The following is a 15698-nucleotide window of genomic DNA, read 5'->3' on the forward strand; positions in this document are numbered from 1 at the left end:
AACTAATACATGGAATTCATTGAGCCAACAATGTTGGTGGTGCTCGCTTTAGTGGCATTCTTAGCCGGATTTATCGATGCTGTAGCTGGTGGAGGCGGTATGCTTACTGTCCCTGCCCTACTTTCGCTAGGTCTGCCACCACATATTGCACTAGGTACCAATAAACTTGCTGCAACTTTTGCTTCTTCGACTGCAGCCATCACTTACTATAAAAAACGTCTATTCAGACCTGAGTGCTGGAAGAAAGCATTTATAGGGACGTTAATAGGCGCGACACTGGGAACACTTGTTGTTGATGCGATCAGCACAGAGTGGCTGGAAAAAGTTCTTCCATTAGTCATTTTGCTCTCAGCGCTTTACACCATTTGGCACAAACCCGTAAATGCATCCAATAATGCCGTTCCTGAACCGTGCCCAAGCCTGACTCGAAAGCAGTGGCTACAAAGCCTCACTTTAGGTTTTTATGATGGGGTTGCTGGTCCGGGAACCGGGGCATTTTGGACCGTCAGTAGTATGGCTTTGTACAAAATGAACATTCTGCTGGCGTCTGGACTGGCAAAAGCCATGAACTTTACCAGTAACTTCACCTCTCTGATTACTTTCGCAATCTTAGGTCACATTAACTGGGTACTTGGGCTCACCATGGGTGTATGCTTAATGGCAGGTGCCTATGTAGGCGCTCACTCAGCTATCAGGTTCGGAGCAAAGTTCATACGACCAGTATTCATTACCGTTGTCGTAGTTCTGGCTGGAAAATTAGCGTTTGATGCATGGTTTGTAAGCCTATGAGCAATTTCAGATCGTTAAAACAGAAAATCGAGCAGCTTAGTGAACAAGCTGCACAACTCGACAGGCAGAGAGGCGAACACCATCAGCCGTTGTTTGATGAAAGGCTTTTTCACAGTCGATCTCGTCTTCTTGTACCATGCGTAAAAGAACTCCAAGCGACTTATGATTCTATCGTCCGAGAGCAAGAAAGCGGGCGATTAACAGCTCTTAGAGCAGAGCATTTAACCTCTCAGATGGTTGCTCAGATGGAAGCCATTCAAAGAGAGCTGTCAACTCAAACCATACGTAAAAGTGAAATCAAGCATTCCAGCCACTTTCAAAAACCGATTAACCAGCTATATCAGGAAATGGCTCAGCACCAAGAATGGGAACGTCGCCTCAAGGAGCTGGTTTTAGAAAAACAACGGGAACTGGATGCCTCGCCAGCCTATATGCAAGGTCAGGCGCAACAAGCATTAGTAGCCACAGAACAGAGGCTAAAGCGCTGTCAGGAATCCAAACTAAAACTCGAAAATCAAATTACTTATAGAGAACGTAATCAGCCATGAGCAACCCTACTCCACTAGATTCAGCACCTGACGAAATCAAGTTGGCTGTCGACCTTATTTATCTTCTTGAATCGAATGAAATTGAAGCCAAGACAGCTTTGGCTGCACTGGAGATCGTAAAAGCAGATTTAGAAAGGAAGCTGGGACCTGATCAGAGCTGAGTCTGTCCCAGCTCTGGCAGAGTCTTAAAGATCACTTCTGAAAAAATATCGTCACTTCAGCGACTTCGATTCCGAACTTTCGAATTGAAGTTCGATTGAACACGTGTTTCTCATCCTGACGGTATAGCCAGTCATCGAAATGAACTTCAATTGTCGAATCATCAAGTTCGAGCAAAAAGTCGTAACGCCAATGAAGAGCATTACCTGATTCGACACCCGTCGCCTCTCCAACAATATCATCGGCTCTTCCAATATAACTGCCATCGTCTTCTCGGGTGATAACCCATATCCTTTGGTCTTTTTCTCCGTCATCGAATACAAAGTCCTCGACCAAAGTGAGCGTGTTTTCTTCTACAGTACCAACCAGATCAACCGTGAAGCGGCGTGTCTGCTTGTCTGTGTAATCCTGAATCATTCCCCAGGCCTGAGACTCTCCTTCAAAATAGCCAAATAAATCGAAATTCGGCGTCGCCGCTTGATAATCATCGATGTCGGCTGAACAAGCGGCTAAAAGAGTAACAAGACAGAGAATCAGGATTTTTTTCATCTACGTTTTCCTAAGGTCTGTTGACCTATCAATTGTTGTCTGTGTTTCGGGTATTCGGTATCGGGTGAAAACCAAATAGAAAGAAATGCGTCGTTTAACTGCTCGCTGGTTATATCACCAAGGTGGTTCGCTTTGTTCTGAGAATCGTAGAAAATGAATTGACCGTTCTCGCCATCAGACACGTACACCAACCTTTCACCTTTGTTGATGTCTGGATATATACCTGACAAAGTCGCGATCCAATCGTCTCTTTGTTCCTTGCTGTAACCCAAATGCTCCCATTGCTCCTGAGTTACATCCAGCAATTGCTGCTTAGGAATATCTCGAAGGTAGTTGATAAGTAACGCCATAGGATGAGGCGACACATCACCGCTCTCTTTGTATACGCCATCAGGGGTTTTTAGCTCAGACTTATAGATATCGAAAAACAACCAGCTTAAGCTGGATTTACCAACAGTTTTCCATCCGTCCCAGTCTTGGTTATCTTGTGAGCTTGGTGTCGAGCTTTGAGCATTAGCAGCCATCAAAATCCCGAACATCAAAATACCTGCGTACTTTTTCATAACATCCCCCAGCGAGAGCTTAGTAATTTGGTCACAAAATAACCGAGCAAAAACCATTCCAAGAACAAAATGGAGAGGGTGAATAAAACGCCAAGCTCCCAATCTACCGCTCCTAAGCGATAGCCAGCGAAGTAGCTTAATGCTCCGGATCCCCCTACTAATAGCGATACGAAAGTTCTTGGGTATCGGTTCACCAGACTTCTCATTTGAACCGCATACCAACCAAACAGCCCCCAGAGCAACGTAAGCCAGACAGGGAAGGACACAGAAGGAAAAGTGAAAAGCCCTGTTTGCCAGTTAATGTAGTCGACTAAAATACCGAGCGCACTAACGGCAAAAATTAGCCTCAGCTTTTTCACTTCATCAACAAAGCAGAACAACAGAGTCAATACACTAGCTACAACTAACCATACCTGAGTGTTTTCTCTACCGATGACAGCAAGGAACCAAAGCCCCTGAAACCATAAGCTGCTGGCGATAACAGGTACATTGCTCTTGCTGATCATAATCAGCTCACCTTGTGGAATGTCAGATGAACGGTGCTTATAGTATTCGCTAGAAAACCACCTTCACAGTAGCTCAGATAATAGCGCCACATACGCACGAATCTTTCGTCGTATCCAAGCTGAATCACCTGAGGGTAAGCTTGATTAAAGGCATGATGCCAGTCGGAGAGCGTACGGGCATAATCTTGCCCTATGTCATATAAGTCCCTGACAACAAAACCACTATGACGAGTAGTTTGTTCCAAAAGATGAGTAACGGACGGCAAAAAACCGCCTGGGAAGATGTACTTCTGAATAAAGTCGACTTGTTTGCTGTATTGTTCGAACCTTTGATCCGCAATGGTGATCGCCTGAATGGCTAACAGCCCTCCCGGTTTAAGCAGGGTGTAACATTTCTCAACATAAGAAGGCAGATACTGTTTGCCTACCGCTTCAATCATTTCAATCGACACGACCTTGTCGAATTGACCATCAAGCATACGATAGTCTTCTTTGAGAAGTGTAATCTTATCTTCTAGCCCAGCCTGTATTATCTGATCTCTGGCGTACGCATGCTGCTCTTCTGAGATCGTAGTGGTGGTAACCTGACATCCGTATCGGGATGCCATGTAAATCGCCATCCCTCCCCACCCAGTACCGATTTCGAGAACGTGATCGTCTTTAGTTAGTCGGAGCTGCTGGCAAAGACGTTCCATCTTGTTGATTTGCGCCGAAGCTAACGAATCATTTTCTGAATTATAGATACCCGACGAGTACAACATGTTCTCATCAAGAAACAATGTATATAGATCGTTGCCTAAGTCGTAGTGCGCTTCTATGTTCTGTTTTGACTGAGTAAGTGAATTTCGATTCAGCCAATGTGCAACCCGTAATCCAGCTTTCTGGATCCAACCAACGTTTTTATCCACCGCATCCAGAGTATCCAGATTCTCCGCCATTACACGGGTTACCTGAGTTAAATTCGGGCTATCCCATAAACCGTCCATGTAAGCTTCTGCTCCACCAATGCTTCCTCCTTTTACTACCCGCTCGTAAAAATCGGCATCCAGAATGTCTATGATTGCTCTTTGTTCAGCAGATGGGTCTCCAAACTCCATTTGCTCACCAAATCTTTCGGTAATCGTGACCTGCCCTTTGGACAAATTACCTAACAACTTTAAAACCAGAGATCGGTAAGCCTGCTGACGAACAGACAGGACACCTTCAGAGGCAAAGGAACGGCTATTTAGCATGAGGTGTTTCCTTATTTTTATTATCAGGGTGAGAGTAATAATTCGCGCCTTTGACCCAGAGCTTGAGTGCATGCCAGTAAATGCCTACAACCACTTTCACAGCCATGATTGGAGTTTTTACCAGGTATCGAATCAGTGTCCATCGGTTCAAAGGTTTAGCATCCATCACCATGGAAGCATCAAACACTTTTTCTTCCTGATGGCACTCAAGATGTACCATCAATTTGTTATTCAAGGGTTTTAACGACCAAACGTATTGTTGTTCGATTGGGTTAAAAGGAGATACGTGAAATTCTTTGTCGTGTTTCCAGTTTTCGCGTTGCTCTCCGGGATCGGCTTTCACAGCATAGTAATGTCGCTCATTCCAGGGGGTATTGCTGACTTCTGCCAGAAGATAGCGCCATTCATCTTGTTCATCGTATAGGTAGTAAAAATTGACCGGGCTAAAGTAGATGCCGAAATACCTCAAATGGCAGACAGCTTTCACCTTTCCTTTTAGCTTTACACCCGTCAGGTCTCGAACTTTTTGCTGAACTGCTTCTTTCAAATCACCAGAACCCACGTAATCTTCTCGGCGAAAACGAGCCCAGTGCCAACGTTTGTCACCAAATCCAATCAGTTTTTCTTTCAGATGTTCTACTTCATCCAGATCCAAACAAGGCATAAACAGCGGATATCTCAGGCTGTGCTTCACAGGGGAAAACCGCCTGTGTGTCACTTCGCCTTCTAGCATGCAGCTTGAGAAAGTCATGCGACCCCCTTCTTGAGTGCCGCTGCTTGCATTCTGATGCCTTCAACCACTTCTATCGCACTTCGAACACCGTCTTCATGAAACCCGTTGTACCAGTATGCCCCGCAGTACCAGGTCGAATTCAAACCATCAATTGAGGTCTTCTGCTTTTGTGCTTCGTGTGATTCTTTAGTGAATACAGGATGGTGGTAAGTGAATTGTCGGATAACCTTTGACGCATCAATCTTGTCACTCGAATTCAAGGAAACACAGAAGGTTTCATCGCTTTCTATATGCTGGAGAATGTTCATGTTGTAGGTCAAAGAAGGTAAGGATTGCTCCTCACCATCTTCCCCAGAGAGAAGATAATTCCAAGACGCCCAAGCCACGCGTTTTTCAGGAAGCAGTCGGGTATCGGTGTGAAGAACAACTTCATTGGCTTGGTATTGCATATCTGACAGTAGAGACTGCTCTTTCTCAGAAGGGTCGCTCAGCAGCCTGAGAGCCTGATCGCTATGACAGGCAAATACGACAGCATCAAAATGCTCCATTCCGTGTCGCGACTTTATCAGTACTCCACCATGCCTTCTTTCTACGCTTTCCACCGGGCTGTTAAGACGAATATTGTCTTTAAAGCCTTTGGTAAGTGGATCAATATAGGCTTTAGAACCTCCATTGATCACGTACCATTGAGGCCGGTCAGTAATATCAAGCAGACCATGATTCAAAAAGAAATTGAGGAAAAACTGCAGAGGAAACGCTCGCATATCAGCCAGTGTAGAAGACCATATCGCCGCTCCCATTGGCAGAATATAGTTATCGGTGAAGTAGTGACTGAAACGGTTCTGCTGAAGAAAGTCTCCAAGGGTCTGCTCTACCCAATCATTTTCATCTACTGCCTTTTTTGCGAGTTTGTTGAAGCGAAGAATTTCGTAAATGAAATGATAGAACTTGGGATTGAGAAAATTACGTTTTTGAGCAAATAGCGTAGAAAGCGTGTGACCGTTATATTCCAACCCGTTGCTTTGATTGCTCACGCTAAAGCTCATCTGAGTTGGAGTACCTGTCACCCCTATCTCATTCATCATTGATATAAAGTTAGGGTATGTGCGATCGTTGTAAACGATAAAGCCAGTATCTACAGCATAAGTTCTGCCTTTTCGCTCTACATCAATTGTGGCTGTATGCCCGCCAATGTAATCGTTGGCTTCAAAAATCGTAACATCGTGCTCTTGGTGCAAATAGTATCCACACGTTAGCCCTGATATGCCCGACCCAATAATAGCAATCTTCATTTGTCCTCCAACCCTATCCCGTTGTCACCCACTTCGAGACAATTCTTCGTTGCCACGAGTAAGGTAAAAGCCCAATCGTTCTTAGAATCCAAGTGAACGCTTTGGGAAAATAAATACTTTCTCGTCTCTCATGAACACCAAGACGAATCTTTTCAGATGCTTCTTCCACACTGACCATCAATGGCATTGGGAAATCGTTTTTATCGGTAAGCGGTGTCTCAACAAACCCTGGATAAACCATGGAAATATCGACACCTTCTTTCTTCTTCGGTAAAGCCAGACTTCTGGCTAGGTAACTGAGCGCGGCTTTGGATGCGCCGTAAGCTTCTGCTCTCGGAAGCGCAATTTCACTGGCAATAGAACCTATAATGACCAGATGATCACCTTTCATAACCTGTGTCTGGCTGGCTTCTAAGCAGTTAACAACACCAAGGAAGTTGACGTTTACAATACGCTGAAAGACTTGAGTGCTAACCTCGCCGTTATCGATGTATTCGCAGTCACCAGCATTAAATATCCAGAGCTCTGGGCGCGGTGATAGTTCATTGATGGCTTTCGCGGTCTGTTCACTGTCGGTGACGTCAAACTGCAACGTTTTAATATTACTTGAGTGTTGTTCCAGTTCCTGCAATCGGTTGTGGTTTCGACCACATGCCCATACCTGATGCCCGGACTGTGCATAATCCTTAGCAAGCTGAAGCCCGATGCCTGAAGTCGCTCCGGTAATCAATACCACCTGCTTGCTCATTGCCCTAACCCCGACTTAATCTTCTTAATAAGTAAGCCGAGCAACGGAATTTGCTCGTAAAGCATTGATCCCAAATCAAAGTAATCTCTATGGTGCTTGACTTTATTGTCTTCAAAGGAGATCTGGCTAACGCCATCCACTTTTACTTCTCTAGCTCGGTTTAGCTTGGGGTGCTTCAGTGACATGGTCCAAACGATAAACCCTGTGTCGCCGAACTGGTGGCTCTCGTGAATGTGAAAATTACACTGTTGAACATTCTGGTACAGGCTTTCGAAGTAGGCATAAAGAACGCCATTTCCTTCTAGACGATGAGCAGGGTCTTCAAACACCACGTTTGGATGATAAAGTTCTTTCACCGTGCCTAAATTATGCTTCCCAAGTGAACGGTAAAAATCTGCTACATGCTCAATATCCATCTTTACCCCGCTACTGACTTCCTAGTAGTTATACAATTATTTTTTTTGTACACATATTTAATATAGCTGTAAAAGTTGTACAAATATATTTTTGTATAACTTTTGCTGTCAGTTTTGTTTACGAGGGGAAAATCAAAACGGATCACAAACAAAAAAGGCCCGATAAAAATCGGACCTTTTCTTTTATTATTCAGTATGTTTTAGCTGTTTCTAAGAGCAGCGATACGATTATCTAGAGGTGGGTGACTAGACATAAGTGCCGAAAGTGCACTCTTACCATTGATACCAAATGCCATCATCGAACCTTCCAATTTCGGCTCGTGGCTGACTTTCAATCGCTCCAGCGCAGCAATCATTTTATGCTTACCAACCAGATCCGCAGCTCCGGCATCAGCATAAAACTCACGACGACGGCTGTACCACATAGTAATGAAGCTAGCTAGGAAACCAAATACAAGCTCCAGCACAATAGATACCGCGAAATACGTCATCATGTTAGTGCCGCCCTCTTCATCGTCATTAGAGGAGACAATGTTAGCGATAAAGCGAGACAAGAAGATAACGAAGGTATTCACAACACCTTGCATCAAAGTCATGGTAACCATATCGCCGTTAGCAATGTGGCTAATTTCGTGAGCGACTACCGCTTCAGCTTCATCTCGGGTCATATTGTGCAAAAGACCTGTCGAAACCGCGACCAGAGAATCATTGCGCTTTGCACCTGTTGCAAAGGCATTGATATCAGGTGAATCATAGATAGCAACTTGTGGCACACCGATACCTGCCTGCTGAGACTGACGCTGAACGGTTTCAAGCAACCAGTGTTCTGTCTCATTACGTGGGCTTTCGATGACCTGACCGCCCACAGAGCGCAATGCCATCTTCTTAGACATCAGCAGTGAGATAAACGCGCCACCAAAACCAAATACCGCTGCCATGACAAGCAAACCAGACAGGCTACCTGGTGACATTCCAGTTACAGCATAAACAATGTTTAATACGATACTTAGCACCAATATAACGGCTAAATTGGTTGCCAAGAATAACATCACACGCTTCATTAATTTTTCTCCAAATAGGAAGCTTACTTTATCTAACTCTTCGGCTAGTCATACTTTAGGATCTGTTGACCCTAGGATGAAGAGCTTTCTTATACCTTATAAGCGCTCGACAAAACACCTAAGAATGTAACATATACATATAGTCTTAAATTTTAAAAACAAGGTTAAGAGCAAAATTGCAACATTTGATGTCTGAGATGCTCAAATTGTGAATATTCATTCAATCTTAAGAACTTCAGGAAGTTATCGCACAAACAAGCGGTCTTATACTCGGGTATTAGACCATAGTCTTATTGCCGTCGAATGACACTAGATCTAGAGTTGGGACGTCGGAAAGCGATTCCCAAATAGAATATCCACGGAGAATGGAAACATGAATGACAACGGAAATTTTCAGATGGCTATTGATATGCTTTGCTGCCACTTGGGTTTAACCGAAGATGAGGCGCGTGAGCAGCTAGGGTTGAAGTCAGACGTTCAACGCCAGCAGCAGATCACTGACACTCAGCAAGCATTGATGGGTTTAACTGCAGAAAAATAAGAAATTCCAAAACAAAAACGGCTGCTTCTGAGCAGCCGTTTTTTGTTGTTCCAAAGCAGCGGTCAATTAAGCCAATATGGCTTCTTCAACCAAAGCCGACACATCAATATACTTACCAATGTTTTTGCTCTTGGCACTTGGTACGTATGGGATCTCTCCCAGCTTAGGTGCAGGAATTTTGTCTTCAAGCATCTTGATGATTTCAGCATAATGCTCAGTGCCCGGATTAATTCGGTTACCCACCCAGCCTACAAGCTCCAAACCATCATTTTTGATAACTTCAGCCGTCAACATAGCGTGGCTCAGGCAACCAAGCTTAATCCCAACCACCAGCACTACAGGCAGTTTTTCTTTCTTAACCCAAGTCGACAGACAGTCAGAATCTGAAACTGGAACTCTCCAGCCTCCCGCTCCTTCAACAAGAACCACGTCCGCTTTCTGTTTGTGCTGAGAAAGCTTCTCGCTTAGCACGTGATAGTCAATTTCCATACCGTCGCGCTTAGCCGCAATGTGTGGAGAAGCAGGGATCATCATTGGGAATGGATTTACATCATCGTAGCTTACATCAAGACTGCAAGCTTCTTGCAGGTGAAGAGCGTCTGAATTTCTCTTCCCTTGTTCTGTCAGCTCACACCCCGAGGCAATCGGTTTGTAGCCAATGGTTGAAAATCCTTTGTCATTAAGGGCTTGGAGAATTGCTTTTGAAGCAACCGTTTTTCCCACTTCGGTGTCCGTACCGGCAATAAAAAATGCATTTAGCATGCTGATATCTCTCCTAAACAAACTTGGTAAGTTGCAGGTAATAGACCTTGATGGGCATACAAGCGTCGGTAGGCTTTATCTACGTCTTTCAGCTTGGATTTTGTAACCAGACCAACTGAGCGACCTTCGACATAGTTAGCACCGATGCCCTTTAAGTCTCGCATCAACTCCAGAGCAGAGTTGTATCTCAAAGTGATGGGAAACGAGTCTATGTGATGAGTACTACATCCTGCTTGCGCTAACGCAAGTTTTACCTGTTTACTGGATAAAAATGCATTCACATGTTGATATGCATCAACTTTGCTCCATGCGTTCTTTAGCTCTATCAATGAGCCATCCAGAAGAGTAGAGAACCATGCTTTCCCACCCGGTTTTACTACTCGTTGAATCTCCCTTAGCGGCACGGATAAATCATCACACCACTGCAACGCCAAGCTGGAGAAAACAAAATCAAAGCTGTCGTCAGAAAATGGTAGAGAGTCTGCATCGACATTTTCGCAGTGCACGTTCAGTCCCACACATCGGTGTTCTGTCGCGGACAACATTGCTTCCGATAAATCTGCCGCCACCACCTTAGCACCTCTGGTAGCCAGAATTTCAGAGAAGTAACCAGTACCGCAGCCTAAATCCAGTATGATTTTTCCTGTCAGATCCTCAGGCATTTTATCAAGAAGAAGATGACCAACCTGGCGCTGGAACGCGGCATGCTGATCATACGTTGCTGCAGCACGCCCAAAAGATTCGGAAATGGCTCGTTTATCGGATGTGTGATGAGAGATTAAAACCGCTTGTTCTAACATACGCGACTCGCTACTACTTGTTTAATCTTGTTTGCCATCTTTGCTACGTCTGCTATCGAGTGATTCGCTGTCAATGTAATGCGCAGCCTCGCCTGACCTTTAGGCACCGTGGGAGGACGAATGGGCGTCACCCAAATCCCCTGCTCTCTCAGGTTATAAGCGACATCTACCGTTACTTCTGCTTCCCCAAAAAGAAAAGGTTTAATCGGAGTATCTGTGTGGATGAATCCAGGTAAATCGGCAAGCGCTTCATCATAAGCACCTGACAACTCCGCTAGTTTTTCCCTTCTCCATTGCTGTGTACGCATCAAGGAAACAGAATGAGTCAGAGCATGCGCCTGAGAAGGCGGCATTGCGGTCGAATAAACATGATGACGAGCGAATTGCGTAAAGTAATCACCCAAATTGGCGTTACACATCACTGCTGCACCAGATAAGCCTGGGGCTTTACCAAAAGTCACCACCAGAATGTCTGGTTTTACACCAGCATGTTCACAACTACCCCGACCTTCTTCATCCAGTACGCCAATTCCATGGGCATCGTCCACCATCAAAGCGGCATTATTCAATTCGGCTTTTTCTGCCAGACAGGACAATGGAGACAGGTCTCCATCCATGCTAAAAACGCCTTCAGTCACTACCAACGTAGATTTCGAAGGGTCAACAAGCGAATTCAGGTGGTCGATGTCATTATGTCTGAAGCGCTTCATGGATGCCGGACAAAGCAAACCCGATTCCATTAACGACGCATGGTTTAGCTTATCTTGGATAAGAAGATCATCTTTTTCCAAAAGGGAAAAAAGCACAGCCTGATTCGCACTAAAACCTGAACTGAACAAGATGGCTCGGTCAAAGCCCAGCCATTCGCACAAGGTCTCTTCTAGCTTGCAGTGAGCATCGGAAAAGCCAGTAATAAGCGGAGAAGCCGCACTTCCCGCACCGTATATACTCAGCCCTTCCTGCCATGCAGACACTAAGCTTGGCTCTGTTGCCAAACCAAGATAATCGTTGCTGGAAAAATTTAGGTATTGCTTACCATCTCGTTGAAAATCCGAACTATTTGCTCCGCTCAAAGCCGTGAGGCGGCGAGACAGCCCTTTCTCCTCACGCTCTTTTAGCCGGGACTGGATTCGGTCTTTAAACGCTTGCATCGTAGAACAAATCGTCTTTTGCTGGGCGTGCTGCTACACGTTCCACTACCCTATCAAGCAATTCATTCTCTTCAATTTCGTCTGGCTTCTGGCTAACAGCCTGGCTGTTGATTCCAAGTTTTTTGAACAGAAGCATATCTTTGTCTTCAGAAGGGTTTGGTGTGGTCAGTAGCTTACAGCCATAGAAGATAGAGTTAGCACCAGCCATAAAGCATAACGTCTGCATCTGCTCGTTCATGTTTTCACGTCCTGCAGACAAGCGAACTGCCGACATCGGCATCATGATGCGTGCGATGGCGATCAGACGGATAAAATCAAACGGTTCAACATCATCCACACTCTCAAGTGGCGTACCTTTAACTTTAACCAACATGTTGATAGGAACACTCTCAGGGTGAACCGGTAAGTTCGCCAATTCAACCAAAAGACCAGCACGGTCATTTACACTTTCACCCATGCCGATAATACCGCCAGAACAGATCTTCATACCTGCATCACGAACGTGCGAAAGCGTATCCAGACGATCTTGATAAGTACGGGTGGTGATAATGCTGCCGTAGAATTCAGGTGAAGTATCCAGGTTGTGGTTGTAGTAGTCCAGACCAGCATCTGCCAGTTCACTAGCCTGATCCGGCGTTAACATACCCAAAGTCATACAGGTTTCTAAACCCATACCCTTTACCCCTTTGATCATCTGGGTTAGGTGTGGCATGTCTCTTTCTTTTGGGTTTTTCCAGGCAGCTCCCATACAAAAACGAGTTGAACCAGCATTCTTGGCTTTCTGAGCCGCATCGAGAACTCGTTCCACTTCCATCAAACGCTCTTTTTCGACGTCAGTTGTGTAACGGGCACTCTGAGGGCAGTACTTACAGTCCTCGGGGCACGCACCGGTTTTGATTGAAAGCAGTGTACTTACCTGAACATGGTTGTGCTGCTGATGTTGTCTGTGAATCAATTGTGCTTCAAACAACAGATCCATAAACGGCTTATCCATAAGGGCTCTGACTTCAGCATGAGTCCAGTTATGACGTACTTCCACGTGCGTATCCTTAATTTTGATTATTGTTAATTGCTACTTGGCTAGTGTACTGACAACCGATAGACTGTCAACATTGCAAACCCAATCAAGGTTTACAATTGTTCATTTTTTAAACAATTAAAATTAAAGAGAGCACCATGGATTTAGCCTTCGACCGAGAGCACATCTGGCATCCCTACACTTCTACCCTCACACCTCTGACCTGCTATCCAGCCGTATCAGCCAATGGAGTTAAGATCCACTTGGAAGATGGTAAAGAGCTTATTGATGGGATGTCGTCTTGGTGGTCGGCTATTCATGGGTATAACCACCCAGTTCTGAATCAAGCAGCAAAAACTCAAATCGATAAAATGTCGCACGTGATGTTTGGTGGGCTGACTCATGAACCCGCCATTGAGCTCTGTAAGAAGCTATTAAACATCGCACCAAGTAGAATGGAACACGTATTCCTCGCCGATTCTGGGTCAGTCGCTGTCGAAGTCAGTTTGAAGATGGCATTGCAATACTGGCATGCCAAAGGAGAAAAGCGTCCGAAGTTTTTAACTTTGAGAAATGGATACCATGGCGACACGTTTGCGGCGATGTCAGTCACCGACCCTGATAACTCCATGCACAGCCTGTATAAAGGCTTTCTGCCAGAACACATTTTTGCTGAAAACCCAAATTCTGGGTATTTCGATGAATGGAATCCAGATGACATCACTGATTTTGAACAGAAACTCAAAACTCATCAAAGCGATATTGCTGCTGTCATTTTAGAACCCATTGTTCAGGGTGCTGGAGGCATGCATATATACCATCCTCAGTTTTTGAAAGAGGTTCGTCGCTTGTGCGATGAGTATAAGGTTCTGCTGATTCTCGACGAAATTGCCACTGGGTTTGGTCGTACGGGTAAAATGTTTGCATCTGAACACGCTGAGATTGAACCAGACATTCTATGCGTAGGAAAAGCCATTACCGGGGGATACATGACCCTCTCTGCCACTATGGCATCAAAAGAAGTCGCGAATACCGTTTGCGGAGGCGAAGCAGGCTGCTTTATGCATGGTCCCACGTTTATGGGTAACCCTTTAGCCTGTGCCGTTGCCAGCGCGAGTTTAGCGCTGCTTGAAACCAATGACTGGAAACAACAAACACAGAATATAGAAAACTGGTTCGCGGAAAAGCTTCCAAAACTAGCATCTCATAAACGCGTTAATAACGTGCGCTGGCTGGGAGCAATTGGCGTTGTAGAAACCCATCAGAACGTCAATATGGAAGTGATTCAGGAGCATTTTGTTCAGCAGGGTGTCTGGATTCGCCCGTTTATGAATCGAATTTATATGATGCCTCCGTACATTAGTGAAGAGCAGCATGTCGATAAACTGATTTCTGCTATATCAAGTGCTTTAGAAAAAGACAGTTGCTTTCAGTAAGAAAGACCAATCAAAACGTAAAAAAGCTGGCATAAAGCCAGCTTTTTTTGTTTTTGATCAGTTAATTAACCGATGTGCGTTGCACCATTCATGTACTTCTGAAGTGCGGTTGGAATGGCGATACGACCATCCGCTTCCTGGTTGTTTTCCAAGATAGCAACCATGGTACGACCTACTGCCAGACCAGAGCCATTCAATGTATGTACAAGCTCTGGTTTCTTTTCACCTTTACGGCGGAAACGAGCTTGCATACGGCGTGCCTGGAAGTCCCACATGTTTGAACAAGATGAAATCTCGCGGTATGTTTCCTGAGCCGGAACCCAGACTTCCAAATCGTAAGTTTTACGAGCACCGAAGCCCATATCACCTGTACAAAGTACGACTTTACGGTAAGGAAGCTCCAGAAGCTGAAGTACTTTTTCAGCGTGACCAGTCAACTCTTCAAGTGCATCCATTGAATCTTCTGGTTTAGTGATTTGAACCAGCTCTACTTTGTCGAACTGGTGCATGCGGATAAGACCACGTGTATCACGACCATAAGACCCCGCTTCAGAACGGAAACAAGGTGTGTGTGCTGTCATCTTAAGCGGTAAATCAGCTTCTTCAGAGATAGTGTCACGAACCAGATTCGTTACTGGCACTTCCGCGGTTGGAATCAGCGATAGTTTACGAGGTTCTTCATCGCTGACTTTTTCAGTCAGTGGCTCAGTGTGGAACAGATCTTCACCAAATTTAGGAAGCTGACCTGTACCATAGAGACTATCTGCATTCACAAGGTACGGTACGTACATTTCAGTGTAACCATGCTCATCGGTGTGAAGATCCAGCATGAACTGCGCAATTGCACGATGCAGACGAGCAAATTGACCTTTCATTACGATGAAACGTGCACCCGTGATTTTGGTCGCGCTTGCAAAGTCCAAGCCACCGCTAAGCTCACCAAGGTCGACATGATCTTTTACTTCAAAGTCGTAAGATTTCGGTTCACCCCAGCGAGAGATCTCAACATTTTCGCTTTCGTCTTTACCATCTGGCACTGAATCATCAGGCAAGTTTGGTACAGACAGGGTTACGTCTTCTAGCTGAGACTGAATTTCAGCCAGCTGCACTTTCTTCGCATCCAGCTCACTGCCAAGGTTGCCGATTTGTTTTTTAATCTCTTCCGCGCCTTCTTTGTCGCCAGCAGCCATTTTTTGACCAATTTGCTTGGAGATGGAGTTGCGTGAGGATTGTAAATTTTCAACTTCTACTTGAATGGACTTACGTTGTTCTTCAAGTTGACGAATTGTCTCTACGTCTAGCTTAAAGCCGCGACGTGCTAATTTTGCAGCTGTTTCATCCAGCTCAGTTCGAAGTAATTTAGAATCCAGCATTGCTAATCCTATGCCTTTTGG

The 15698-nt window shown here is 45.0% G+C and carries 19 protein-coding genes; 5 read left to right on the top strand and 14 right to left on the bottom strand.

Annotated elements, in window-relative coordinates; all coding sequences use genetic code 11:
* Positions 1-9 precede the first annotated feature (9 nt).
* Genes INR79_RS12170 through rsmS form a run of 3 tightly spaced genes read left to right on the top strand, consistent with a single transcriptional unit; the run spans position 10 to position 1498 of the window.
* On the top strand, positions 10-789 hold the full coding sequence (locus INR79_RS12170) for a sulfite exporter TauE/SafE family protein (RefSeq protein WP_004406013.1): 780 nt from the start codon (positions 10-12) through the stop codon (positions 787-789).
* On the top strand, positions 786-1337 hold the full coding sequence (locus INR79_RS12175; protein WP_004406019.1) for a primosomal replication protein: 552 nt from the start codon (positions 786-788) through the stop codon (positions 1335-1337). The genes INR79_RS12170 and INR79_RS12175 overlap by 4 nt, the downstream gene beginning before the upstream one ends.
* Positions 1334-1498, top strand: coding sequence for a pleiotropic regulatory protein RsmS (gene rsmS, locus INR79_RS12180; RefSeq protein WP_223094437.1), 165 nt, complete (start codon positions 1334-1336; stop codon positions 1496-1498). Before INR79_RS12175 ends, rsmS begins: the two co-directional genes overlap by 4 nt.
* A 31-nt stretch (positions 1499-1529) precedes the next feature.
* Here rsmS and INR79_RS12185 read toward each other — a convergent pair whose 3' ends face one another.
* The 9 genes from INR79_RS12185 to htpX all read right to left on the bottom strand — a co-directional run bounded on the left by INR79_RS12185 (position 1530) and on the right by htpX (position 8596).
* On the bottom strand, positions 1530-2045 hold the full coding sequence (locus tag INR79_RS12185; protein ID WP_223094438.1) for a DUF3833 domain-containing protein: 516 nt from the start codon (positions 2043-2045) through the stop codon (positions 1530-1532).
* Positions 2042-2608, bottom strand: a complete 567-nt coding sequence (locus INR79_RS12190) for a hypothetical protein (RefSeq protein WP_223094440.1) — start codon at positions 2606-2608, stop codon at positions 2042-2044. The genes INR79_RS12185 and INR79_RS12190 overlap by 4 nt, the downstream gene beginning before the upstream one ends.
* Complete coding sequence (locus INR79_RS12195) at positions 2605-3114, bottom strand: DUF2878 domain-containing protein (RefSeq protein ID WP_223094442.1); 510 nt, start codon at positions 3112-3114, stop codon at positions 2605-2607. Before INR79_RS12195 ends, INR79_RS12190 begins: the two co-directional genes overlap by 4 nt.
* Before the next feature lie 2 nt (positions 3115-3116).
* Positions 3117-4346: an SAM-dependent methyltransferase gene (locus INR79_RS12200; protein WP_223094444.1), complete on the bottom strand. Its 1230-nt coding sequence runs from the start codon at positions 4344-4346 to the stop codon at positions 3117-3119.
* Positions 4336-5097 carry a DUF1365 domain-containing protein gene (locus INR79_RS12205; RefSeq protein WP_223094446.1) on the bottom strand — a complete coding sequence of 254 codons (762 nt, stop codon included), beginning with the start codon at positions 5095-5097 and terminating at the stop codon, positions 4336-4338. The genes INR79_RS12200 and INR79_RS12205 overlap by 11 nt, the downstream gene beginning before the upstream one ends.
* A complete protein-coding gene (locus INR79_RS12210) occupies positions 5094-6371 on the bottom strand; it encodes an NAD(P)/FAD-dependent oxidoreductase (protein ID WP_223094448.1) in 1278 nt (425 codons plus the stop codon). Before INR79_RS12210 ends, INR79_RS12205 begins: the two co-directional genes overlap by 4 nt.
* 13 nt (positions 6372-6384) lie before the next feature.
* Positions 6385-7119, bottom strand: coding sequence for an SDR family NAD(P)-dependent oxidoreductase (locus tag INR79_RS12215; RefSeq protein WP_223094450.1), 735 nt, complete (start codon positions 7117-7119; stop codon positions 6385-6387).
* Positions 7116-7535, bottom strand: coding sequence for a nuclear transport factor 2 family protein (locus INR79_RS12220; protein WP_223094452.1), 420 nt, complete (start codon positions 7533-7535; stop codon positions 7116-7118). The genes INR79_RS12215 and INR79_RS12220 overlap by 4 nt, the downstream gene beginning before the upstream one ends.
* A 200-nt stretch (positions 7536-7735) precedes the next feature.
* Entirely contained in the window at positions 7736-8596 is an 861-nt protein-coding gene (gene htpX, locus INR79_RS12225) for a protease HtpX (protein WP_004406032.1), read from the bottom strand.
* Positions 8597-8969: 373 nt separating this feature from the next.
* Between htpX and INR79_RS12230 the strand changes: the two genes are divergently transcribed.
* Positions 8970-9137 carry a hypothetical protein gene (locus INR79_RS12230; protein WP_004406033.1) on the top strand — a complete coding sequence of 56 codons (168 nt, stop codon included), beginning with the start codon at positions 8970-8972 and terminating at the stop codon, positions 9135-9137.
* A gap of 66 nt (positions 9138-9203) precedes the next feature.
* Here INR79_RS12230 and bioD read toward each other — a convergent pair whose 3' ends face one another.
* From bioD to bioB, 4 genes are read right to left on the bottom strand one after another with little or no spacing between them, the layout of a single operon-like run.
* Positions 9204-9899 (bottom strand): dethiobiotin synthase, encoded by a 696-nt coding sequence (gene bioD, locus INR79_RS12235; RefSeq protein ID WP_223094454.1) that lies wholly within the window; start codon positions 9897-9899, stop codon positions 9204-9206.
* Positions 9893-10699, bottom strand: coding sequence for a malonyl-ACP O-methyltransferase BioC (bioC, locus tag INR79_RS12240; protein WP_223094456.1), 807 nt, complete (start codon positions 10697-10699; stop codon positions 9893-9895). The genes bioD and bioC overlap by 7 nt, the downstream gene beginning before the upstream one ends.
* Positions 10693-11850, bottom strand: coding sequence for an 8-amino-7-oxononanoate synthase (locus tag INR79_RS12245; RefSeq protein WP_223094458.1), 1158 nt, complete (start codon positions 11848-11850; stop codon positions 10693-10695). The genes bioC and INR79_RS12245 overlap by 7 nt, the downstream gene beginning before the upstream one ends.
* The gene (gene bioB / locus INR79_RS12250) at positions 11837-12889 is read right to left on the bottom strand and encodes a biotin synthase BioB (RefSeq protein ID WP_004406037.1); all 1053 of its coding nucleotides are present in this window, start codon (positions 12887-12889) and stop codon (positions 11837-11839) included. The genes INR79_RS12245 and bioB overlap by 14 nt, the downstream gene beginning before the upstream one ends.
* Before the next feature lie 137 nt (positions 12890-13026).
* Between bioB and bioA the strand changes: the two genes are divergently transcribed.
* Positions 13027-14304, top strand: coding sequence for an adenosylmethionine--8-amino-7-oxononanoate transaminase (gene bioA / locus INR79_RS12255; protein ID WP_223094460.1), 1278 nt, complete (start codon positions 13027-13029; stop codon positions 14302-14304).
* A gap of 65 nt (positions 14305-14369) precedes the next feature.
* Here bioA and serS read toward each other — a convergent pair whose 3' ends face one another.
* Positions 14370-15677, bottom strand: a complete 1308-nt coding sequence (gene serS, locus INR79_RS12260; RefSeq protein WP_223094462.1) for a serine--tRNA ligase — start codon at positions 15675-15677, stop codon at positions 14370-14372.
* Positions 15678-15698: the final 21 nt, after the last annotated feature.

The organism is Vibrio sp. SCSIO 43132, from assembly GCF_019904195.1.
In the GTDB taxonomy this organism is placed as follows: domain Bacteria; phylum Pseudomonadota; class Gammaproteobacteria; order Enterobacterales; family Vibrionaceae; genus Vibrio; species Vibrio nigripulchritudo.